We start from the raw sequence: 22,406 nt of genomic DNA on the forward strand, positions 1-22,406 counted from the left end.
GTCGATGACCCATCAAGAAGTAATCCATCAACTTCGGGGGCTGGTGAGGCGTTTGCGCTGGCTAAACGTCCTCCAGCTCATTCCCGATACACTGGTGATTTATGGCATTCTCCAGTTGGCTTTTAGCAGCCAATTGGTGACACTCTTTAATGCGAGCTTCAGTCGCAATCAGGCGATGCTGGCGACCGTGTTATTTGCCCTGATTGACCTCTGTGTAACCGGTATTCGGTATAATGATCGGATGGCTGGCAAACGGCTGATCAGTCAACTAAGCGGCCGTTTGACAACCCCTGAGGCGGAGTTGATTAAGCAGTTTGAACGGTTTAAGTAAGGAGCAATCGGCATGATAACCATTGGATTGACGACCTGGACGGAACATCCGGCCTTGATTGGCGGTGAAACGCGCCCGGTGACGCTGAGTGAATACACGGGTCACTTTCCAGTCGTTGAATTGGATACGCCCTTCTATGGGATTCCCCGGGAGAGCACGATTGAGAAGTGGCAGGCGGCGGTTCCCGAGGGCTTTCAATACATTTTGAAGGCCAATCAGGTCATGACGCGCCACGACCGGGATGAGACGCTGGCTGAAACGGATCGAAACCTGGCGTTTGACCAGTTCCGCGCGGCGATTCAACCACTCGTCCAGCACCGGCAACTATTGACGGTGCTGTTTCAATTTCCCCCGTTCTTCAACCGCACGACGGCGAATATCGAATATCTGCGGCAGGTGCGCGTGTTGATGGGGAATTTGCCCGTGGCGGTTGAGTTCCGGAGTCCCAGTTGGTTTGCGACGCCGGGGATGGCGGCCGATGTGATGGCCTATCTGAAATCGCTACGCTTCACCAACGTGGTGACGGATGAGCCCCACAATTTGAACGACGGGATTCCGCTGGATACGACGGTCACCACGCCCGAGCTGGCTGTGGTTCGGCTGCACGGACAAAATGCCGCGGGCTGGTTTAACCACGGCGAAAACTGGCGCAAGACGCGGACACTGTACCGTTACTCAGAGGACGAACTCCAAAAGGTAGCAACGCTGGTCCACCAACTGAACCGGCAGGCGAAAAATGTTTGCGTGATCTTCAACAACAACGCCGGGCGGGACGCGGCTCCCAACGCGCAACGGCTTCAGGAAATTCTGAATCTACACTGGCAGAACCTAGCGCCCCAGCAACTCGACTTGTTTTAACCGATACCAAATTTGCGGTGCGCAGCTGACGAAAATTCAGTTGGGTGCTTTTTGGTTTTCGGCGATCGATTTTCACCACAAAATCCTGGGTTAGCGCTATGGCTAAACCGGGGTTTATGCTATACTTGATTAGAATTTATCATGAATTTTAACCCGATAATAACGGAATAATTTAGAGCGAGGGAAGGCTTTTATTTTATGGCAGACAAACCAAGTTTTTACATTACAACGCCGATCTATTACCCATCTGGGCGGTTACATATCGGTAACTCCTACACCACGATTGCGTGTGACACGGTCGCGCGTTACAAGCGGAGCAACGGTTACGACGTTTTCTTCTTGACTGGGACCGATGAACATGGTCTGAAGATTGAGGACAAGGCGCAATCTCAAGGCCAAACACCGCAGGAATACGTGGACGGTATGGCGACTGGCATCAAGCAACTCTGGAAGACGCTGGAAATTTCCAACGACAAATTCATCCGGACGACCGACAAGGAACACGTCGCTGCCGTGCAAGAAGTCTTCGAACGTTTGTTAAAGCAGGGCGACATCTACTTGGGCGAATACGAAGGTTGGTACTCCGAGGACGACGAAGAGTACTTTACCGAGACCCAACTCGCCGAAGTCTACCACGACGATAACGGCAAGGTGATTGGTGGGAAGGCGCCTTCTGGCCACGAAGTTTCCCTGGTCAAGGAACAGTCGTACTTCTTTAAGATGAGCAAGTATGCTGACTGGCTGCTGGACTTCTACCACAGCCATCCCCACTTCATCCAACCAGAATCGCGGATGACCGAAATGATCAACAACTTTATCCAACCTGGCCTGGAAGATCTCGCCGTTTCACGGACGACCTTCACCTGGGGCGTGCCCGTTAAGAGTAACCCCAAGCACGTGGTCTACGTGTGGATCGACGCGTTGCTCAACTATATCACCGCCCTCGGCTACACCAGCGATGACGAAAGCCTCTTTAAGAAATACTGGCCCGCTAACGTCCAAATGGTCGGTAAGGAAATCGTGCGGTTCCATTCCATTTACTGGCCAATCGTGTTGCACGCCCTGGGCATCGAAGCCCCAGACGAGTTATTTGCGCACGGCTGGTTACTGATGAAGGACGGCAAGATGTCCAAGTCTAAAGGGAACGTCATTTACCCTGAAACCTTGGTCGACCGTTACGGCTTGGATGCGCTCCGGTACTACCTGATGCGCGCCATGCCTTACGGAAACGACGGGACGTTCACGCCCGAGGACTTCGTTGACCGGTTGAACTACGACCTGGCCAACGACTTGGGGAACCTGTTGAACCGGACCGTTGCCATGATCAACAAGTATGAAGCGGGCAAGCTACCGGCATTTACACCGGGCGTCACAGATTTTGACAAGGACCTGGAAGCTACGGCTGAAACGGTGATTGCCAACTACCACGACCTGATGGACAAGATGCATTTTGCCGATGCCCTCTCCGAAATCTGGAAACTGGTTTCTCGGACCAACAAGTACATTGACGAAACGGAACCGTGGAACTTAGCTAAAGATGACAGTCAGGCCGCTGAATTAGCCGCCGTTATGGCCCATCTAGCTGCTAGCCTGCGGGTGATTGCCACGCTGATCAGTCCCGTCATGACCCATGCGCCAAAGGAAATCTTTGACCAATTGGGCTTGGACCCAGCGACGTTGACGATGACCGACCTGAACTTAGCCGACTTACCAGCTGGCAAGCAGGTGGTTGCCAAGGGAACACCAATTTTCCCTCGGATCGACGTGCAAGAAGAAGTTGACTTCATTCAAGGTCAGATGACCAAGTCTGAAAAGACGAAAGGACGCGCAGCTATGGCTGAAAAAGCACAAGCACAACAGGCAGCCGCCAGCAAGAACGACGCTGACGAAGCCGTTGACGGCAAACCGGAAATTCGTTTTGATAAATTTGAAAAGATTGAACTCCGGGTCGCTGAAATCACGGCGGTCGACCACGTTGAAGGTGCCGACAAACTCCTGAAGTTCCAACTGAACGTCGGGGACCAAGGCAACCGGCAGATTCTGTCTGGTATCGCCGAATGGTATCCAGAACCCCAAGAATTGGTGGGGAAGAAGGTTGTGATCGTTGCCAACCTAAAGCCACGGAAGATGCGTGGTGAGGTGAGTCAGGGGATGCTACTGTCCGCTGAACACGACAATCAGGTCCAACTCTTGACGTTGCCAAGCACCATGGTGAATGGCTCCGACGTCAGCTAGGATTGCCGGTTAAACTGGTGGTCAACCGCGCCTCCGGGATGGTGAAAAATGGGACCGGAACGCTGTGGGCGGCCGTCTGAAGCCGAAGGGCGGTCTTCAGACTTGCTTTGAACCTCGCTGTGCGAGGTTCAAAGGCACCAGTTCTCTAACCAGCTAAGAACGCTGCTAAGAGAACTCCCACGGCTTGGCCCGTGTTGAACTCCGCCTCCGGGATGGTGAAAAATGGGACCGGAACGCTGTGGGCGGCCGTCTGAAGCCGAAGAACGGTCTTCAGACTTGCTTTGAATCTCACAGTACGAGTTTCAAAGGCACCAGTTCTCTAACCAGCCAAGAACGCTGCTAAGAGAACTCCCACGGCTTGGCCCATTTTCACCATCCCTGCGGCTGACACGGGTTTAGACCGTGATACTGGCTGGGCTGCTACTGTGGATTATGTATTCCACGGTCAGCAGACGGTCCAGGCACAAATCAATTAAATAAAACCATAACGACAAAACGTGGGCGGCGGATCGATGAGACGCCGGTCACGTTTTGTCGTTGCGAGGCCTACTGTGTGGGTGGGATGATTCACTTCCTGTTATGTGGCCAACAAGCGGCGCAGTAACACGTTTCAGCGTGCGTCCCCACCCCCACGTTGCCAGAGAGTCACCGTCAAGAGCCGGAGGAGGCTAGGGTGGAGCCAGCTGTGTCGGCGGTGTTAGACCGAGTGTTCTGCTCGGCCTTACAGCGCGGGACGACCTTGGAGACGCGCGGGTTTGGCGCGGCTTCAAGTCGAGGTGGCAGCCCGCTCCTTAGGCTGGAACCGGCCCCACAGCAGGCGTAACCCTAGCAGCCGCAGGCGGCAAACCACCGCAACCCCATCACTAAGACAACAGATAATAAAAAGGAGACTCACGATGAAAATCTTTGATTCGCATACGCATTTGAACAGTGAAGAATTCATCAACGACGTGCCCGGCTACCTCAAGCGAGCGGCTGACTTGGGTGTGGTCAAAATGACCAATATCGGCTCCAACACGCAGCTGAACGCCGACGCCATCAAATTGGCCCACCAGTATCCGCAGCTGTACGCGGCCGTTGGCTGGCACCCGGAAGATTCTAAAAACTACGATGCCGCGGCTGAAAAGCTGTTGGAGGAGCAATTGGCGGACGACCGGGTCGTTGCGTTAGGTGAAATTGGGTTGGATTATCACTGGGATACGTCGCCCAAGGACGTGCAACGCAAGGTCTTTGCCCGGCAAATTGCGATTGCCAAAGAGGTCGGCAAGCCCATTGCCGTCCACAATCGTGATGCCTTTGAAGACACCTATCAAATCATCAAGGATGCCGACATCAGTGAGATTGGTGGCGTCATGCATAGCTTCAATGGTGATCCCGAATGGTTGAAGAAGTTCCTTGACTTAGGGATGCATATTTCGTATTCTGGCGTTGCGAGCTTTAAGAACGCTCACGAGGTCCACGATGCTGTTCGCGCGACGCCACTGGACGTGATGATGGTGGAAACGGATGCGCCGTACCTGACGCCGGAACCACATCGGGGCGAGCAGAACGAACCGGGCTTTACCCGTTATACGGTCGAAGCCATTGCCAAGGAGCGCGAGACCACGCCGGAAGAAATTGCGGCCGCGACCTTTAAGAACGCAGAGGAGTTTTACAAAATTAATGAAAAAGATTAAAGAGGTCCTCGTTGTTGAGGGCAAAGACGATACCAAACAGATCAATCGTGCGGTCAACGCCGATACCATTGAGACGCGGGGGTCAGCGATTGATGACGATACCCTGGCCTTGATTGAGAAATTAGCGGATCAGCGGGGAATCATTATCTTCACCGATCCTGATTTTTCCGGAGAAAAGATTCGTAAGATCGTGGCCGAAGCCGTGCCCAACGCCAAACACGCCTTTCTTCCCAAGAAGGAGGGCCGTCCGGACAAGGCTGGCGGGTCCCTCGGCGTGGAGCATGCCAGTCCGGAAGCCATTCGGGCCGCACTGAATCACGTGTACACGGAAACGACCGCGGCACCGACCTTGATTACCCACGAAGACCTGTTGGCCGCTGGGCTGATTGGTGGGGCTGGGGCCAAGGAACGCCGGGAACAGTTAGGCGAGTTGTTACAGATTGGCTACGTCAACGGGAAACAACTTGAGAAACGCCTACGTATGTTTGGCATTCAACCGGCTGATTTTGCGGCCGCTCTCAAGCAAGTACGGGCAAAGGAGAATGATTAAATGAAGAATGCAGTACCCGAAATTGGTTCACCAGCACGGACTAAGGCGATTCTGAATCGGTATCATTTGGTAGCGAAGAAGAGTCTGGGGCAGAACTTCTTGTCCGATCTTAATATATTACGAAATATCGTTGCGGCTGGGGATGTGACTGAACAGGATAACGTGATTGAAATTGGCCCTGGGATTGGCGCGTTGACCGAGCAACTTGCCAAGCGGGCGCACAAGGTTGTCGCGTTTGAAATTGACGAAAACCTCCTCCCTGTGCTCGATGAGACCTTGCTTGATTACAATAACGTTAAGATCATCAATGAAGACATCTTAAAGGTGAACCTGCCCGAGGTCGTCAAAGATGAGTTCGAACCCGGTCATCCGCTAAAATTGGTGGCCAACTTGCCATACTACATCACAACACCGATTCTGATGGCCGTGCTACAGAGCACCGTGGACTTCGACGCTATCGTGGTTATGATGCAGGCAGAAGTGGCCGATCGGATGGTGGCATCGCCTGGCAGTAAGGCGTACGGTTCCTTGTCCGTGGTCATGCAGTACCGGGCCCACGTGGAAATTGCGTTTGACGTTCCGCGGACGGCCTTCATTCCCCAACCCAACGTGGATTCCGCAATTTTACGCTTAACGCCGCGCGAACCGTTGCCAGTCAATCCGTACGAAGACAAGGCCTTGTTTAGTTTTGTTAAGGGATGCTTTGCGCACCGGCGGAAATCCTTGTGGAACAATTTACAAGGTATCTTCGGCAAGCAACCGGAAGTTCGCGAACGAATTGAATCCGTCTTAAATCAAACGAAAATTTCGCGACAACTACGGCCAGAACGGCTGACCTTGATAAATTTCATCGAATTAACCAACGCTTTCCACAATGAAGGACTTATGTAACCCTTACCAATTGAGGATTCTTGCGGTTTGTTAGCTGTTGTGGTATAATTTGCAATTCTTGTGAAACGGTGCTATAATTGTTTCACAGAGGTGAAGTGCATGCCAACAAGTTTAGCGAACATTAAGAACAAACTGGACGATCGTATCGGCGAAAAGTTGATGGTGATTGCCCAGGCCGGTCGTAAGAAAACGACAGAGCGGCATGGAATTCTTCGGGAAACCTATCCAGCCGTTTTCGTGGTGGATTTAGACCAAAACGAAAATTCGTTCGAACGGGTTTCATACAGTTATACCGATATTTTAACTAAAAACATCGAAGTCGACTTTGATGAATAAATAATTGGGCCTACTGAGGCCTTTTTATTTTGGCCATTTTTTCGTGGGTGAGGGCTAATCACGTATTTTTTTCCTGAAATACCTGGCACCCAAACAGGGGATTATTGGGTTATTGATGTAAATGTTCGCCAAGTGACCTTCTTTTGTCACACACTCTTTTTATTTTGGTTGAAACCATAGTATAATGGGCTTAATTAGAATTACGAGAACGGTAGGCAACCTACCCAGTAGAATTCAGGTGAGCTCATGCAACTGATTGAAAAGGCGCCAGCGAAGATCAACCTCGGCCTTGATACCCCGTACCATCATCAGGATGGCGCGGAGGAGTGGAACATGGTCATGACGTCCGTGGACTTGGCGGATTATGTCGAAATCCAAACGTTAACCAAACACAAACGCATCCGGGTCGCCTCGGATAGCGGTTTTTTACCCAACGATCAGCGGAATCTGGCTTTTCAAGCGGCCCATTTGTTACAGACGAAATACCACATTGATGAGGGCGTCAACATTCGCATCAAGAAAAACATACCGGTGGCCGCCGGTTTAGGTGGGGGCTCATCGGACGCAGCGGCCGTTCTGCGCGGCTTGAATCAAGCGTGGGGTCTTGACCTCAGTTGGCAGGAACTCGCCGAATTGGGGCTGCAGATTGACTCTGACGTGCCGTATTGTGTCTATGGTCGCACGGCACACGTCCGGGGACGGGGAGAACGGATTACGCCACTGTCCAAATTACCGGCGGCCTGGGTCGTTTTGGCAAAGCCCAAGGTGAGTGTTTCGACGCCCACCATCCTTCAACAGATTCATTATGATCATTTGGAACACCCCAATATTGAAGCGCTTTTACGCGCCGTCCGGGAACAAGACATCGACGGGATGTGTGCCGTGATGGGCAACGCGTTAGAGCCACTAACGGCTCACCGGTATCCAGAGATCACCCAACTCAAGCAACAAATGATGAAGTTTGGTGCCGATGCCGCGCAAATGAGTGGCACGGGCCCCACCGTTTTTGGCCTGTGCAGCAAGCAATCGCGGGCACAACGGGTATTTAACGGCATGAAGGGCTTCTGTCGGGAAGTGTATTTGGTACGACCGTTACCGTAGACCTTTTTCACCATGAGCTATGCGGTCAAACATTAGATTGTCCCAAGTTTAGTATAGCTTATGTTTTTTAGGCTCAACTGAACCTGTGTGGTATGTTTGGAGCTAAGAGGGTGAAGCTGATGTTGAAGTTTAAGAAAATATATTCTAAGTCTTTTATTCGGCAGTTTGGTAATCAAGCAAATCAGTTCAGTGAAATGTCAGCTCTTTCTGATTCACCATACATTGATTTAAGAAAGATTAGTAAGCTAATTGGTATGGGTATTATTTATGATTCTCTCTCAGAGCATAATTCTGGAACAGACAGTTGGTGTAATGGGAACGTACATGTAAATCAAAGAGTTTCTGAAACTAAGAATAGATTTACCATTGCCCATGAAATTGGTCATGAATTATTTGGTCACCATAACTTAGTTTGTCGTCCGAATTATTTGGCGTCGTATCAAAAGGTGCTAGAGAAAAGTCGTGAAATGACGGCTAATACTTTCGCTGAAACACTGCTCATGCCCCGGATACTCTTGGTAAAATTGGCGAGTGGGATAATTAGGAAGAATCAATTTGATGCCGCGGGACTAACAGCACAACAAGTTAGCATGATTACGGACACGATTTCAGAAGAACTTGTTCTGTCTAGAAAGATGGTTAAATATAGATTTCAAAATGTAAGAATTTTTGTAAATCAACAATAGTAGTGAATTATTAGGAGTGATAAGCCATGAATGCAGACGAGATTTTCCAAGCCATTCAAGCCGATCCGGCCAACCAGGCCTTTACCCAACAGGGGATGTTACCGCTGTACCACATTGACCCCAACGCGGAAATCCTGCTGGTCAGTCAGGCGCCCAGTCGGCAGGCACAAGCGTCGATGACGTTTTGGGATGATCCCAGTGGAAACCGACTGCGGGACTGGATGGGCGTCACCAAGGATCAGTTTTACAATTCTGGCAAGCTGGCCGTGATGCCCTTGGACTTTTACTATCCAGGCAAGCACGCTCACGGTGGGGACTTACCGCCGCGAAAGGGCTTTGCGGAAAAGTGGCACCCATCGTTGTTGGCGTTGATGCCTAAAATCAAGCTGACATTACTGATCGGACAGTACGCGCAAAAGGCTTACCTGCCCAAACGGGAGAAAACGTTGACGGCCACGGTTGCGCACTATGCCGATTATCTGCCGGACTACTTCCCGTTGGTCCACCCCTCACCGCTCAATTACGGCTGGATGCATCAACATCCGTGGTTTGAAACGACAGTTGTTCCTGAGTTACAGGCTCAGGTGGGAAAAATTATTCTTTAAAAAAAGCAGGCTAGTCGCAGGTAATTACCTGTCGCCCTGAAAAGTCGTCACCAGTTATCTTCAGCGATAGTTGGTGACGACTTTTTGTTTGCCAAACAACGGATAGTCTTAAAGAAACTCTGCGGCCAATTACATCACTTTAGCATATTACAATCATGATGAAGATGATCCAGTAGAGAATTTCTAGTAAAGGTAGTCAGTTGCAGTCGTCACAAACACGGTCTACGGTAACGTAGTGATTAAGCACAATCAAAACCGGAGGAGGCCAGAGGTGGAGGCAGCTGTGTCGACGGTGTTAGCTGGGAACCAGCTTACACCGTGGGACGCGTTTGGAGACTGTCGTTTTTGGACAGGCTTCAAACCGAGCCGGAGGACCGCCCCTCAGGCCGCAGGCGGTCCCCATAGCAGCCGGAATGAAGCACCCAGCACCCAATTTACATTGTCGAAACGTGTGACCAAAGGCAGCTGACTCCGCTTAAAACGGATAGCCGAACAATCCAAGCCCGGGATTATCCGGCTATCCGCCTTAATGCTCGCCAGCTAACCGCCTTTTGTCGCACTCTTTCCAAACAAAAAGTCCCCATACTACCAACGACTCGCGGGTCGCTAGTGGCATGGAGACTTTTTAAGATATCAGGTTAAATGCAGAACTTACAGGGTAACCGTAACTGAGTCGCCAGCTAAGGCAGCCTTCGTTACTTGGCCATTTTCATGAACCAGAACGGTCGCAGAACCAGACAAGCCGGTAGTCGTAACCTTCAGTTCGTTGCCGTGACGGTCAACCGTGACCTTACCAGCATCTTTCCCTTTTTGATCAACGACTGCTACGGACGTGGTGCCTTCGTGCATGTCGTACAGGTTGATGTCGAGGTCCTTGGTGAAGTCGTAGTCGGCGTGGACAGCCTTAGGATTCCGCAACAGAATTGTGTTGTCCTTGGCCAGAACAGGGAGGGCTAACTCACTGTAGTCCTTGCTGAACCATTTGCCATCTTGCACGTCGTAGACTTCACTGTCGTCAATGATACTAGTCCACTTGCCGGCTGGCAGGTAGAGGTTGACGTGGCCTTCGTGGTTGAAGACGGGGGCAACTAAGATTTGACTCCCCAGCATGTACTGGTTGTCCAGGGTGTGGGTGGTGAGGTCGCTCATAAAGTCGAACCACATTGGCCGCATCAGTGGGTTACCGTAAGCTGTGTTGTGGGCAGCTTGGGTGTACAGGTAAGGCATCAGGGACAACTTCAGGTTAACGAACTTCCGGGTGTTGTCCACAGCTTCGTCATCGAAGTTCCATGGCACACGGTAAACGTTGCTACCATGGTAACGACTGTGAGAAGACAACAGACCAAATTGGGTCCACCGCTTGTAAAGGTCAGCAGTTGGCGTATCTGGACCATCTTCGAACCCACCAATATCATGGCTCCAGAAAGCGAAACCAGAACTCAGGAAGGAGAGCCCACCATGTAAGGTGTCAGCCATGTTCTTGAAGGTTGACAGTGCGTCGCCACCCCAGTGAACAGGGAACTTTTGTGAACCGACAGTTGCGGAACGGGCGAAGACAACGGCTTCATCGGCACCCTTAGCTTCAGCGATCGTGTCAAAGACAGCTTCGTTGTATTGCAGGGTGTAGTAGTTGTGTTCGCGTTTTGGATCGGAGCCGTCAAAGAAGACAGCGTCGTCAACGGGAATCCGTTCACCAAAGTCGGTCTTGAAGCAATCCACACCCATGTCAAGCAGGGCTTGGAGCTTGCTCTTGTACCATTTAACGGCGTCAGGGTTGGTGAAGTCGACGAATGCATTGCCGGCTTGCCACAGGTCCCATTGCCAGATATTGCCATCTTCGCGCTTGACGAAGTAGCCGTTCTTCTTGCCTTCTTCAAACATCTTCCCTTTTTGGGCGATGTACGGGTTGATCCAGACACAGACCTTGATACCACGGTCATGAATCTTCTTGATCAAGCCTTCAGGGTCTGGGAATTCGTCGCGATCCCATTCCATGTTGGACCATTCAAAGCCCTTTTGCCAGAAGCAGTCAAAATGGAAGACATCCAAAGGAATTTCGTGATCCTTCATGCCGTCAATGAACTTCATAACGGTTTCTTCACTGTAATCAGTGGTGAAGGAAGTCGTCAACCAGAGGCCGAATGACCATGCTGGTGGCAATTGCATCTGACCCGTCAATTGGGTGTAACGGTGCAAGATTTCTTGAGGCGTTGGGCCGTAGATCACGTAGTACTGTAAGGATTGACCCTCAGTGCTAAATTGAACCCGGTCAACGTTTTCGGACGTAATTTCAAAGTCAACGGGTTGTGGTTGGTCCACGAAGACCCCGTAGCCGGCATCCGTTAAGTAGAAGGGGATGTTCTTGTAAGATTGTTCGGAAGCAGTCCCACCATCTTGGTTATCAATGCGAACTTCTTGGCCGTTCTTAATGAAGTTACCGAAGCGTTCGCCGAGGCCGTAAACCTTGTCGTCCACGCCAACGTTCAGTTGTTCACGCATGTAGTCTTTGTTCGTGTCCTTGTCGTGAATCACGCCTTGGGCCTTGTCCAAAGATTGGGTCAACAGGTGGTCACCATGTAAGAAGTCTAATTGGAAGGCCGTCTTAAATGGAATCCGGGCAGTTAAGTCGCCTGACTTGAAGGTTAATTCGTCATCGCCCGTGGTAATAGCCACGTCAGGATTTTGGTTATCAATGTGGTAAGAAGGACCCTTCGTATCCTGGTCGAAGTGGGTCAGCTTAACGCCAATCACGCCTTCAACTGGGGAAGTCAGGTTAATCGTACTCATACCTAAGTTTAGTTCGTCGCCGCGTTCATTGATGAACTTGAATGGGGCGTACAGCGTCAATTGCTTGTCCGTCTGCTTATAATCGAAAGCTTCACGTGGTGATTCAATCTGGTATTGTGGCCGGTCTAACCAGTAGCCATTCGTAAACTTCATGGATAAACACCTCTTAGATTTTTTTGAAAATTGAATTTCTTAATCGACAACCACAGTGTACGTTGATATTCAGAAAATGTCAACGCTTTCACAAAGAATTTCCCGAAAAAAATCGATTCACAGCAGGAGACCAATTTGGAAATTGGCGAAAGCGGGTCTGTCATTTATAGAAAGAAAAGCTGACGATTTCAGGACAACCGGTTGCACAACTTAATCAGCGGATAACCGCAGGCTGACGCAGATTTCAGCCGATTCAGATTGCCAGCGAAAACTTAAGAAAATTAAGTTTTTCGGTACCGTTTTTGCACAATCTCTGGCGGAAAAGACCGTGCGATAGTCTTGAGCCAATTCAGAGATAGCGAAACGACTGAGAATAAGTGGTTGCGGCCCTAAATTGCTTATTGACAACTGGAAGCGGTTACAGTATGCTATGTTTTGAAAATTGAATTTTCTTGAACGTCGACGATTCAGCTATGATTCAGGTTTCATAATTTGGGTTTATAAATTATAGAGGTGTTTAATATGAGTGAAAATGCTCCTAAAGCAGTGACTGCCATGAAGAACATGGTGCCATGGAACGAACGTATTGCTTATAGCTTTAGTGACTTCGCCTGCAACCTGTCCTTCCAAATGGTTGGGACGTACTTAATGATTTTTTACACGGATACATTTGGTTTGAGTGCCGCTGCCGTTGGGACTTTGTTCCTGGCCGCACGGATTGTTGATGCGTTCGACGGCCCATTCTGGGGAATCATGATTGACCATACACATACTAAGTGGGGGAAGAGCCGGCCGTACTGGTTATGGTTCTCGATTCCATTTGCCGTGTTCTGTGTGTTGGTCTTCACCACACCAAGCATGAGCTTAACTGGTAAATTAGTTTGGGCTTACGTGACCTACATTGGGGTCGACGTGCTGTACTCAGCCGTTAACATTCCAATTACTTCTATCTTGCCATCATTGACTAGCAACCCCCAAGAACGGGTAACGTTGTCCACGATTCGTCAATTCATGGGAACTGCTGGTGCCACCATTATTACTGGGATCACGTTGACCATGGTTGCCTTCTTCGGTCACGGCTCCACAACCAGCGCCCGTGGCTGGTTCATCTGGGCCTTGATTGTTGGGATCATCGTTGTGATCATTTTCGGTTTTGTGTTCAAGAATACGACTGAACGGGTTCAAACGAAGAGCTCTCGTCAATCCATTCCAATCAAGGAATCCTTGAAAGCTTTGAAGCGTAACTGGCCTTGGGCAATCATCATCTTCATTAACTTCATCTACTGGATGGGGATGCAAACCCGGTCACAAGTTACTGTTTACTTCTTCAAATACAACATGCATGACGCAACGTTAGCTTCATTCGTCTTGAGTTTACAAATGGTTGCCTTGGTTGCCGTTGTCTTGACGCCATGGACTTCCAAGCGTATCGGTAAGCGAAACACCATGCTCGGTGGGATGATTCTCGCCGTTGTTGGCCAATTACTCTTGAGCTTGGGTGCTAACAGCTTGAGCGTGCCAATGATTATCTTCGCTACCATTGTCGGTTACTTAGGGACTGGTTACGTTTCTGGCCTGATCGCCGTTATGTTAGCCGACGCCGTTGACTATGGTGAATGGAAGAATGGTGTGCGTGCCGAAGGAATTGTTACCTCATTCTCCAGTTTTAGTGCTAAATTAGGTATGGGGATTGGTGGGGTCATCACCGGTTGGATTTTGACTGGGACTGGCTACGTTGCCAACCATACCCAAAGCGCTGGCGCCTTACACGGGATCGAATTGAACTACATTTGGGTCCCACTGTTAGGCTTCGCACTTTCTGGAATTGCTTTGATGTTCTACCACGTTGACGGTATCGAAAAGAAGATGCAGAGCGACTTGGCTGAAAAGCATGCCCGTGAAAATGCAGAAGATGCTGAAGACGCTAAATAAACGATAAAGTGAGTGAACTGCATGATTATTAACAAGGACGTGATGCGTGATCACAATGAGCGGTCGGTTCTACAGGCCATCGTGAATCACGGACCCATTTCGCGAACAGCCATTTCAAATTTGTTGGGGTTAAATAAGGTGACCGTTTCAGATATTGTGGGCACACTTAGCGACCGCAAATTAGTCTTGAGCCAGGGCGAGACCACCACCAATCCGGGAAGTGGTCGTCGGGCCGCGCTGATTGCTTTCAACGCGACGTACGGCTACACCATCAACTTCAGCATTTCCGGGAAAACTTTGGAAATGCTAGTGACCCAGCTGGATGGTCGCGCCCTGGAATACAGCGAAAGTCCCATTGGTAAGCTTGCAGTGAAAGAAATCGTCGCCAAGATGGAAGATATGATTGCGCAGTTGCCCAATTTCAAAACGGAAAATGGGCTACAGGCCATCTCCATCGCCATCTTCGGGGTCGTTTACGAAAATGAAATCGTCACGTCGCCCTTCGTGGACTTCGCTGATTTCAACCTGGTCGGCTACTTTGAGCGCCGCTACCACGTGCCCATCGTCATGGAAAATGAAGCCAATCTGTCCGCCGTCTTTGAGCAAGACTTTAGTAAGCAGGAACTGCAAAGCATCGTGTCCATCAGCATTCATGAGGGCATTGGTGCCGGCATCCTGTTGAATAAGCAGCTCTACCGCGGCAACTATGGCCGTGCTGGTGAAATTGGCCAGATCATGATTCAGGGAACGGGGCGGAAACGCCAGCGCTTAGCCCAGCTGCCCAGCTTCGATAGCGAATGGTCGGAGGCAGCGGTGTTGCGGAAGGCGGCCCTGATTAAGGACGTTGATGATTACACGTTGAGCGAATTGGTCGCCGCAGTGAATCAGCATGACCCGGAAATTTCCGAGTTGGTTGAGGAGCTGTGCTACCACCTGGCAATCGTGACCAGCGACTTGATTGTCGCCTACGATCCACAGATGATTTTCTTCAACTCACCTCTGGTTGATCAGTTGCCAGAAATTTTAAAGAATATTCAGATGAAATTGGGCTTTATGCCATTGGTACCGCCACTGGTGATGTCCAAAGATGTGAAGTATGCCACCTTATTGGGCGGCGCTTCGTTGGCCATTCACAAGGTGCTGTCGATGCCTGGAACGCGGCTGATTTTTCACCATTAGCAAAGCACCCTCTAGCGTGGCCCAGCAGCTCAGTTCTTGAGTTTGTTGGGCCACGCTTTTGATTCTGTATTGGTTTGGTTTAGTGCGTTGGATTGTGTAAACTTTGACGCCTGCGGCCTCTGGGTACTTCGCCTGCTGTGGGGACCGGCTGCGGCCTGAGGGGGCGGTCCTCCGCCTTGCCTTGAAGCCTCGCTGAAGTGCGCGAGTCTCCAAGGTCATCCCGTGATGTAAGGCCGGGAAAATTCGCCCGGTCTAACATCACCGCCACAGCTGGCTACGTACCCAGCTGCCTCCGGCTCTTGGTTGTGGTCCTGCTATTCTGTTGGTTTGGATCCAGCAAATCAATTTTGTGGTGGCTAACCATGGATGTGGTTTGGTCCAGTAGATTGATCTCAAAAGTTACGGGCGAAACTAGACGGGGTTGGAGAGTGAGTTGGTGCAATAATTCCCGGTGGCCGAGCAATTAAACCGTCCACGAAGCGTGGAAAATTTTCCGTGGGCTTTGCACTAATCTAAGAGATATGAACCATCGTAGCTGAGAGGTCAGGGAAAAATGATTCTAGTTGTTCAAATTCATCCAGGCGAATCGTGAGTTAACCAACGTGAACGACCAGAGGCGGGTCAAGGTTCCCAGCTGTGTCGATGGTCTTAGCTGAGTGAATTTTTCTCAGCTTAGAGCATGGGACGACCTTTGAGACTGGTGGTCTTCCAGGCTTAAAGGCGAGGCGGAAGACCGCTCTTTGGCTGGAGCCGGGCCCCACAGCAGGGAACACTGAAGTCGCCACGGAAAAGCTGATTAGCGTAACAATTCCAGGGCACCGACCAATTTACCCGACCACGAAGCCGTGGAAAAATTTCCGTGGGCTTTGAACCAGCCTAAGAGATATGAACCATTTTCCCCGCCCGGTAAGGCGGCAATTAACGACAATGTAACTATCGTAAAAAGAAAGAACATCAAGGAGGAAATTATTTTGACGAAAAAGAGTTTACCAGCAGGATTCCTTTGGGGCGGCGCCGTTGCTGCCCACCAAGTTGAAGGCGCCTACAACGTCGGTGGCAAAGGCCTGAGCGTGGCCGATGTCATGACCGCGGCCGGCAACTACGACGAACGCCGCATCACGGATGGCGTTCAGGACGGGGAGTTTTACCCGAACCACGAGGCCGTGGACTTCTACCACCGCTACCCCGAGGACGTGAAGTTATTTGCCGAAATGGGCTTTAAGAGCTTCCGGACGTCGATCGCCTGGTCTCGGATTTTTCCGCAGGGTGATGAGTTGGAACCGAACGAGGAAGGTCTGAAATTTTACGACCGCCTCTTTGATGAATGCCGGAAGTATGGGATTGAACCGGTGGTGACCCTGTCTCATTTTGAAATGCCTTACCACTTGGTCACCGAATACGGCGGGTTCCGCAGCCGCAAAACCATTGAATTCTTCACGCGGTTCGCTCGCGCCGTGTTCACCCGTTACCAGGACAAGGTCAAGTACTGGTTGACGTTTAATGAAATTAATAATCAGACTAATTATGACCGCGCCTTCACGCTGTTCACCAACTCTGGGATTCAAGCGCAACCGGGTGAGGACGCCGAGGCCGTGATGTATCAAGCCGCCCACTACGAGGTCGTTGCCAGCTCACTCGCGGTGCAGATTGGCCACAGCATCAACCCTGATTTCCAAATTGGGGCAATGGTGGCCTTCTCACCAGTCTATCCGGCCAGCGACAAGCCCCGCGACGTCTTCAAAGCGCAACGGGCCATGCAGGCACGCTTCTGGTTCTCCGACGTGCAGGTTGAAGGCCAGTACCCAACTTGGCTGACGCAGTATTTCCAGACCAAGGGCTTTGATTTAGACATCACCGCGGCCGACCTGGCGAACCTGAAGCAGGGGACCGTCGACTACCTGGGCTTCAGCTACTACATGTCCTTCGCCACCCAAGCGACCGATCACGAGGACGACCAATTTTCTTACAACGAAGCCAATGATTTGGTCACCAACAAATTCGTGCCGCGTTCCGACTGGGGCTGGCAAGTGGACCCCCAAGGCCTGCGCTACGCCTTGAACTGGATGAACGACCGGTATCACTTGCCACTATTTATCGTGGAAAATGGGATCGGCGCCATCGACGAGTTGACGGCGGATCACGAAGTTCACGACCAATACCGGATTGACTACCTGCACGATCACATTGAACAGATGGAACTGGCGATGACAGAAGACGGCGTGGACGTCATGGGGTACACCCCGTGGAGCGCCATCGACATCGTTTCCGCCAGCACTGGCCAGTTGTCGAAACGCTACGGCTTCATTTACGTCGACCGTAACGACGACGGCAGTGGCAGTCTCGCCCGTTACCGCAAGGATTCCTTCTATTGGTACCAACGCGTCATCGCAACCAACGGCGCGGATCTCAACAAGACGGTGGGTGACCAAGATGCCAGTCAAGTCTGAACCGCTCTTAGTGATTGATATTGGCGGGACCACCGTTAAGTATGGGGTGTGGCTGAATGATCAGTTGGGCCGGAAAAATCGGTTCGACACGCCCGCTACCTGGCCCGAGCTCTTGGCAAAATTGACCGCGTTAAAGGCCAGTTTTGAGTTACCCTTCACGGGCGTTGCCATCAGCTTGCCTGGCGGTGTTGACACGGTGGCCGGTAAAATTTCTGGTACCAGCGCCGTCGACTACCTGAATGATTTTCCCATCAAGGCCACGTTGCGAACGGCGTTGGGCCTACCCGTCACCATTCAAAATGATGCGAACTGTGCCGCGCTAGCCGAGTCGTGGCGCGGCAATGCCAAGGACGTCCAGGACGCGCTCTACCTGATTGTCGGGACGGGGGTTGGTGGCGCGGTAACGTTGAACGGCCAACTGTTAACCGGCCAGGACCATTTTACCGGTGAGTTCGGGTACATGGTCATGACCCCGGCGAACGAAACGTTCAGTGAGCTGGGTAGTCCGGTACGGATGGCCGAACGCTACCAGCGCCTGAAGGAAATGCCGACGCGTTTCACGGCGGAAGACGTCTTTGACCTGGCCAACAACGGTGATACCATCGCGCAACAGTGTGTTGGCGACCTCTTGAATTGGCTGAGCCTGGGCGCGTACAACCTGTACGTGGGCTTCAACCCGCAACGCCTGCTGATTGGCGGCGGAATCTCGGCGCGGCCGGGCTTTGTGGCCGATTTGCAGCAGCGGATCCAGCGCTTCATGCACCAGCACCAGGCCGCGTTAACGGCCGACGTTCAACCCTGCTTGTTCCTGAACGACGCCAACCTGATTGGGGCGGTGCGTCAGTTCTACTTGGAAACGGGGGATGAACGACCAGCGGGGATGGTGCGGTTGCGGGCTTAGATGGTAAGCGTGGGACAAATGGCGCTTAGCTGACGAACATTAAGGCTGATTGCCAAATGATTCTGGACTTGGATTCTTTGGCGATCAGGTTAAAGCGGAACCAGTTGCCTTTGGATTGCACGTTTCAGCAATAGAGCATTGGCGTCTGGGATTTGTCCTGGACGCCTTTTCATGGAGACCAATAGCTTGAAAGTATCTGTGCCGCAGGGTATTGTGAGGCCGAGGTGACGGAAATGACTCGAAAGAAACAGCGTGTACAAGTGACCATTGATGCAGACTTGGTTGATGAAGTTAATCATGTGTTGGCGAAGATCGGAAGCAAGCCGACTACCTTAATCACGGCCTTGTACCAACAAGTGGCAACTACCGGCGAGATTCCTTTTAGGTTAGACCTCACTGAGAGAGAAAAGGTCGACTTGGCGGTTAGAAGAGCCAGTCAAAGCCGACCCACAAAGATTGTCCACTCGGTAGCTGAGCTGGACAACCTATATGATGATGACGATGAATACTAGGGCCGCACACGTTTTCTATTCGCGGTACTGTCAATGATTTAGTAACCTGAATGGTAAAAGTAGTGGTGCGCGGTAGCAATTACCGTGATTTCTCAAGTGAATTAGTGGCAACCGCGGATTTTTTTCGGTAGAGTAGGGGTAGACATTAAATAGAAATGGGGTAGTGACATGAAGACTTGGCAAAAGGTCGTTGGCGGGGCAGCCGCACTGTCCGCGGTGGGGGTCGTCAGTGTGCTCGGTGCCGCAGCCGGCCTGTATTTATCAGCGACGCGGTCATACGCGCGCAGTCGGCAACAATCCAAAGAGCGGGCCATCAGTGAAAATACGGCGGCCGACAACGTGTGGTACATCCGCCACAATCCGGTCGAATGGACCCAGACCAGTCAAAATGGCTTGTGCTTACGAGCGAGCTGGATTGCGGCGGAACAGCCAACCACCAAGGTCGCTATCCTGGCGCACGGCCTGGGCCACGCGCGTGAGCAAATGATTCCTTGGGCGCGAGTATTTCACGACTGGGGTTACGCGGTTTTGATGCCAGACGCCCGGGCGCACGGCGAGAGTGACGGCCACACGATTGGTTACGGCTGGACGGATCGCCACGATTATCAGGGCTGGATCAACCAGGTAATCGCGCAAAACGGCAATGACAGTCAAATTGTCATGCTGGGGATTTCGATGGGCGCGGCGACCGTCATGGCGACGGCGGGGGAAAATTTGCCGGCCAACGTCAAGGCCATCATCGCTGATTCGGGCTACGCTTCCGTCTTGGGTGAGGCCAGCTTCCGGATGCGCCACGAATTTCACGTGCCAACGCAGCCGACACTCGCCATCGCGGACCAGTATTCGCGCTTCGGCGACTACCGGCTGTCGGACGGCAACATCGCCGCACAGCTGAAGAAGAGCCAGATTCCGCTGTTGTTGATTCAAGGCACCAAGGATGAGACCGTGCCGGTTGAGAATTTGAACCTGTTATACCAAGCAGCTGCCGGACCCAAGCAGAAATATCAGGACCCCGAGGCGGCGCACATTGCCACGCGTGAGGACAATCCTGAGCAGTATGATCAATTGGTGGCAGATTTCTTAGCCCCTTACATTGTCGATTAAAAAAATAAATGAGACGTGAATTTCCGGTGATTGCCGGGGGCTCACGTCTTTTTTTTGCAAAATGATAAAATGATTAGACTTGCGTTTTTTTTATAATTGGCTTTTAATGTTAGATAAGTTGCGGCGTCAAGACAACCGGGATGTCGTGAGGGGCGTTCGTGTTTTGCTAAATAGCGTAAGCGGGTGATTAGGGTCGCTGTCACGAAAGAGAGAAGTGGGGTCCATGTTAAACGTTCTCAAGAATCAGTCGGTCCGGGTGCTGTCCCTGGCCAATGTCTTTGAAACATTAGGTATCAGTATTTTTAACATCGTCCTGTTAACGTACGCCAAGACCTATGCCAATCCGGCAATCATGGTGTCGGTCGTATCGATTGCGACGGTGGTGCCCGGAACCTTGGGCTTTGCGATTGGCTTTTGGGCGGACCACGTGACCCACAAGGATCGGATGTTGATTCTCACCAAGGTGGTGCAGGCCGCGCTCTACCTGTTGCTGGCAGTGGTGATTGATGCGCGGACGGTAGTCGTGTTCACGGTGGTGGTCGCCATTAATTTGGTGTCCGACTGCTTGGGATTCCTGAGTAGCAGTTTGCGCCTGCCAGTCATTCGGGAACGGGTGGCCAGAGACGACCGCCAACAGGTGTTGGGGTTCAACCAGAGCATCGCGTCACTCCTACAGCCAGTTGGCCAGTCGATTGGCGTCTTCGTGTTAGCGGCGACGCATGACTACGCGCTGGCGGCACTGATTAACGCGGGAACATTTCTGATTGCGGCCGCGATTCTGCTGGTCGGCAGGCACGCCATTCACATCGCGCCGGTTGCCGTGCCCCAACCGCAGACTGCAGCAAAGGGACCGAGCTTGTGGCAGAAAATGAGTGACATCCTGGGGCAATCGTCAGGCGTCAGCATTGTGCGGCTCCTATCGGCGGTGGTCATCGTAAACGCGGTGGGGGCCAGCGTGGACGCGGTCATCAACCTGTATCTGCTAGACCAGGGCAAGGCGACGGGGGTGCCATTTGGGATGGCCATCCTGATTGTGAATGTCCTGTTTGTGATTGGCACGGTGATGGGGAGCACACTCCGGCTGAAATTTCTCGACCGGCAATCGTTTAAAATGGTCATGGTCGAAACCATTGCGGTGATGGTGGTGCTCTACCTGGACTTCCTGTGGCTGCAAAACTACTGGCTGCTGGTCGTCTTGATGTTCGCCATCGCGTTTGGCCTGGGAAATATGAACCCCAAACTGTACGCGCAGGTGATCAGCATCGCGGACCAAAGCCTGGTGGGCACCATCTTCGGCACGGTCAGCTCGCTGGTGACGGTGGCGGCACCGGTCGGCAGCGTGGGCATCGTCCTGCTCTACAATGCGGTCTCACCGGCAGCGGCGTACTGGGTGTCGATTGCCATCCTGGTCCTGGGAACGGTAATTCTGTTGTCGGGCAAGTCGGCTGCACCAGTAAGTGGTGATTAGATAGTGCTGTCCGTTCTCGCCGGCGGGGGCAAGGTTCCCTGCGGTGGGGACCGCCTTCAGCCTGAGAAGCGGGCTTCCGGCTTGACTTTGAGCCAGGAAACCCACCGGTCTCAAAGGTCATCCATGTTCTAAACCGAGAATGTCACTCGGTTAAGACCATCGACACAGCTGGGAACCTTGCCCCGCCTCTGGTCACTTATACCGTGTGTGCATTGTGAGCTGGCAATGATGATGTGAAACGAGTTTGAATCTTTACAGAAAATAAAATGAAAAGCGACTGGGTTTTCGAGTTCTGCCGGTATTGTCCAGCGACATCTGTTTGGGCCGATACAGCTAGTGTGAGATTGACCGTAAAATTCTAGTTGACGGTAATGCCAGCAGGCGGTATCCTACTACTAATCCAGATTGGCTAATCGGAATTGATACCAAGTAATTTGGAAAAAAATTATAAATGTACGCTCGGCGCGGGTTAAACCAATTTCAGCCGCAGGGATGGTACAAATGAGCCAAGCCGTGGGAATTCCCTTAGTGGCGCAGCCGCTTAGGGAATTGATACTTTTGAGACGCCGATTTTGGCGGCTCAAAATAAGTCTGGAGACCGCCCTGTGGCTCCAGACGGTCGCCCACAGCGGTCCGGTCTCATTTGTACCATCC

General features: G+C 51.7%; 19 protein-coding genes. 17 read left to right on the plus strand and 2 right to left on the minus strand.

Annotation, left to right across the window (positions count from 1 at the left end; all coding sequences use genetic code 11):
* Positions 1 to 4 precede the first annotated feature (4 nt).
* The 3 genes from EKM99_RS07800 (at position 5) to metG (ending at position 3,424) form a co-directional block, all read left to right on the plus strand.
* Positions 5 to 331 carry a hypothetical protein gene (locus EKM99_RS07800; protein ID WP_125582529.1) on the plus strand — a complete coding sequence of 109 codons (327 nt, stop codon included), beginning with the start codon at positions 5 to 7 and terminating at the stop codon, positions 329 to 331.
* A 12-nt stretch (positions 332 to 343) separates the two neighbouring features.
* Positions 344 to 1,189 carry a DUF72 domain-containing protein gene (locus EKM99_RS07805; RefSeq protein WP_125582531.1) on the plus strand — a complete coding sequence of 282 codons (846 nt, stop codon included), beginning with the start codon at positions 344 to 346 and terminating at the stop codon, positions 1,187 to 1,189.
* A 198-nt stretch (positions 1,190 to 1,387) separates the two neighbouring features.
* On the plus strand, positions 1,388 to 3,424 hold the full coding sequence (gene metG, locus EKM99_RS07810) for a methionine--tRNA ligase (RefSeq protein WP_125582533.1): 2,037 nt from the start codon (positions 1,388 to 1,390) through the stop codon (positions 3,422 to 3,424).
* A 145-nt stretch (positions 3,425 to 3,569) separates the two neighbouring features.
* Here the strand turns inward: metG and EKM99_RS15795 are convergent, their stop codons facing one another.
* A complete protein-coding gene (locus tag EKM99_RS15795; RefSeq protein ID WP_164511557.1) occupies positions 3,570 to 3,716 on the minus strand; it encodes a hypothetical protein in 147 nt (48 codons plus the stop codon).
* Between the two features lie 604 nt (positions 3,717 to 4,320).
* On the opposite strand from EKM99_RS15795, the gene EKM99_RS07815 reads away from it, so the two are divergent.
* The 7 genes from EKM99_RS07815 (at position 4,321) to EKM99_RS07845 (ending at position 9,269) form a co-directional block, all read left to right on the plus strand.
* Complete coding sequence (locus EKM99_RS07815; protein WP_125582535.1) at positions 4,321 to 5,100, plus strand: TatD family hydrolase; 780 nt, start codon at positions 4,321 to 4,323, stop codon at positions 5,098 to 5,100.
* Positions 5,087 to 5,650: a ribonuclease M5 gene (gene rnmV, locus EKM99_RS07820; protein ID WP_125582537.1), complete on the plus strand. Its 564-nt coding sequence runs from the start codon at positions 5,087 to 5,089 to the stop codon at positions 5,648 to 5,650. Before EKM99_RS07815 ends, rnmV begins: the two co-directional genes overlap by 14 nt.
* Positions 5,651 to 6,541, plus strand: coding sequence for a 16S rRNA (adenine(1518)-N(6)/adenine(1519)-N(6))-dimethyltransferase RsmA (gene rsmA, locus EKM99_RS07825; protein WP_125582539.1), 891 nt, complete (start codon positions 5,651 to 5,653; stop codon positions 6,539 to 6,541). It abuts the gene before it with no gap.
* A gap of 99 nt (positions 6,542 to 6,640) precedes the next feature.
* Entirely contained in the window at positions 6,641 to 6,877 is a 237-nt protein-coding gene (locus tag EKM99_RS07830; protein ID WP_061777444.1) for a Veg family protein, read from the plus strand.
* Positions 6,878 to 7,123: 246 nt separating this feature from the next.
* Complete coding sequence (gene ispE, locus EKM99_RS07835) at positions 7,124 to 7,978, plus strand: 4-(cytidine 5'-diphospho)-2-C-methyl-D-erythritol kinase (protein WP_125582541.1); 855 nt, start codon at positions 7,124 to 7,126, stop codon at positions 7,976 to 7,978.
* A 119-nt stretch (positions 7,979 to 8,097) separates the two neighbouring features.
* Positions 8,098 to 8,664 carry an ImmA/IrrE family metallo-endopeptidase gene (locus EKM99_RS07840; protein ID WP_164511558.1) on the plus strand — a complete coding sequence of 189 codons (567 nt, stop codon included), beginning with the start codon at positions 8,098 to 8,100 and terminating at the stop codon, positions 8,662 to 8,664.
* Between the two features lie 26 nt (positions 8,665 to 8,690).
* The gene (locus EKM99_RS07845; RefSeq protein ID WP_125582544.1) at positions 8,691 to 9,269 is read left to right on the plus strand and encodes a uracil-DNA glycosylase family protein; all 579 of its coding nucleotides are present in this window, start codon (positions 8,691 to 8,693) and stop codon (positions 9,267 to 9,269) included.
* A 651-nt stretch (positions 9,270 to 9,920) separates the two neighbouring features.
* On the opposite strand, the gene yicI is transcribed toward EKM99_RS07845, so the two are convergent.
* A complete protein-coding gene (gene yicI / locus EKM99_RS07850; protein ID WP_125582546.1) occupies positions 9,921 to 12,209 on the minus strand; it encodes an alpha-xylosidase in 2,289 nt (762 codons plus the stop codon).
* A 522-nt stretch (positions 12,210 to 12,731) separates the two neighbouring features.
* Between yicI and EKM99_RS07855 the strand changes: the two genes are divergently transcribed.
* The 7 genes from EKM99_RS07855 (at position 12,732) to EKM99_RS07885 (ending at position 21,752) form a co-directional block, all read left to right on the plus strand.
* Entirely contained in the window at positions 12,732 to 14,141 is a 1,410-nt protein-coding gene (locus tag EKM99_RS07855) for an MFS transporter (protein ID WP_125582548.1), read from the plus strand.
* A gap of 21 nt (positions 14,142 to 14,162) precedes the next feature.
* Positions 14,163 to 15,320 (plus strand): ROK family transcriptional regulator, encoded by a 1,158-nt coding sequence (locus EKM99_RS07860; RefSeq protein ID WP_125582550.1) that lies wholly within the window; start codon positions 14,163 to 14,165, stop codon positions 15,318 to 15,320.
* 971 nt (positions 15,321 to 16,291) lie between these two features.
* A complete protein-coding gene (locus tag EKM99_RS07865; RefSeq protein WP_125582552.1) occupies positions 16,292 to 17,767 on the plus strand; it encodes a 6-phospho-beta-glucosidase in 1,476 nt (491 codons plus the stop codon).
* Positions 17,751 to 18,668 carry an ROK family protein gene (locus EKM99_RS07870; protein WP_125582554.1) on the plus strand — a complete coding sequence of 306 codons (918 nt, stop codon included), beginning with the start codon at positions 17,751 to 17,753 and terminating at the stop codon, positions 18,666 to 18,668. Before EKM99_RS07865 ends, EKM99_RS07870 begins: the two co-directional genes overlap by 17 nt.
* A gap of 233 nt (positions 18,669 to 18,901) precedes the next feature.
* Entirely contained in the window at positions 18,902 to 19,180 is a 279-nt protein-coding gene (locus EKM99_RS07875; protein WP_125582556.1) for a type II toxin-antitoxin system RelB/DinJ family antitoxin, read from the plus strand.
* A gap of 168 nt (positions 19,181 to 19,348) precedes the next feature.
* Positions 19,349 to 20,284 (plus strand): alpha/beta hydrolase, encoded by a 936-nt coding sequence (locus tag EKM99_RS07880; RefSeq protein WP_125582558.1) that lies wholly within the window; start codon positions 19,349 to 19,351, stop codon positions 20,282 to 20,284.
* 223 nt (positions 20,285 to 20,507) lie between these two features.
* A complete protein-coding gene (locus tag EKM99_RS07885; RefSeq protein ID WP_125582560.1) occupies positions 20,508 to 21,752 on the plus strand; it encodes an MFS transporter in 1,245 nt (414 codons plus the stop codon).
* Positions 21,753 to 22,406: the final 654 nt, after the last annotated feature.

The organism is Levilactobacillus cerevisiae (genome assembly GCF_003946245.1).
Classification (GTDB): domain Bacteria; phylum Bacillota; class Bacilli; order Lactobacillales; family Lactobacillaceae; genus Levilactobacillus; species Levilactobacillus cerevisiae.

Excerpts from the sequence above, each read along its gene's own strand:
- EKM99_RS07800 (WP_125582529.1), top strand. The coding sequence starts at position 5 with ATGACCCATCAAGAAGTAATCCATCAACTTCGGGGGCTGGTGAGGCGT.
- EKM99_RS07805 (WP_125582531.1), top strand. The coding sequence starts at position 344 with ATGATAACCATTGGATTGACGACCTGGACGGAACATCCGGCCTTGATT.
- metG (WP_125582533.1), top strand. The coding sequence starts at position 1,388 with ATGGCAGACAAACCAAGTTTTTACATTACAACGCCGATCTATTACCCA.
- EKM99_RS07815 (WP_125582535.1), top strand. The coding sequence starts at position 4,321 with ATGAAAATCTTTGATTCGCATACGCATTTGAACAGTGAAGAATTCATC.
- rnmV (WP_125582537.1), top strand. The coding sequence starts at position 5,087 with ATGAAAAAGATTAAAGAGGTCCTCGTTGTTGAGGGCAAAGACGATACC.
- rsmA (WP_125582539.1), top strand. The coding sequence starts at position 5,651 with ATGAAGAATGCAGTACCCGAAATTGGTTCACCAGCACGGACTAAGGCG.
- EKM99_RS07830 (WP_061777444.1), top strand. The coding sequence starts at position 6,641 with ATGCCAACAAGTTTAGCGAACATTAAGAACAAACTGGACGATCGTATC.
- ispE (WP_125582541.1), top strand. The coding sequence starts at position 7,124 with ATGCAACTGATTGAAAAGGCGCCAGCGAAGATCAACCTCGGCCTTGAT.
- EKM99_RS07840 (WP_164511558.1), top strand. The coding sequence starts at position 8,098 with ATGTTGAAGTTTAAGAAAATATATTCTAAGTCTTTTATTCGGCAGTTT.
- EKM99_RS07845 (WP_125582544.1), top strand. The coding sequence starts at position 8,691 with ATGAATGCAGACGAGATTTTCCAAGCCATTCAAGCCGATCCGGCCAAC.
- yicI (WP_125582546.1), bottom strand. The coding sequence starts at position 12,209 with ATGAAGTTTACGAATGGCTACTGGTTAGACCGGCCACAATACCAGATT.
- EKM99_RS07855 (WP_125582548.1), top strand. The coding sequence starts at position 12,732 with ATGAGTGAAAATGCTCCTAAAGCAGTGACTGCCATGAAGAACATGGTG.
- EKM99_RS07860 (WP_125582550.1), top strand. The coding sequence starts at position 14,163 with ATGATTATTAACAAGGACGTGATGCGTGATCACAATGAGCGGTCGGTT.
- EKM99_RS07870 (WP_125582554.1), top strand. The coding sequence starts at position 17,751 with ATGCCAGTCAAGTCTGAACCGCTCTTAGTGATTGATATTGGCGGGACC.
- EKM99_RS07875 (WP_125582556.1), top strand. The coding sequence starts at position 18,902 with ATGACTCGAAAGAAACAGCGTGTACAAGTGACCATTGATGCAGACTTG.
- EKM99_RS07880 (WP_125582558.1), top strand. The coding sequence starts at position 19,349 with ATGAAGACTTGGCAAAAGGTCGTTGGCGGGGCAGCCGCACTGTCCGCG.
- EKM99_RS07885 (WP_125582560.1), top strand. The coding sequence starts at position 20,508 with ATGTTAAACGTTCTCAAGAATCAGTCGGTCCGGGTGCTGTCCCTGGCC.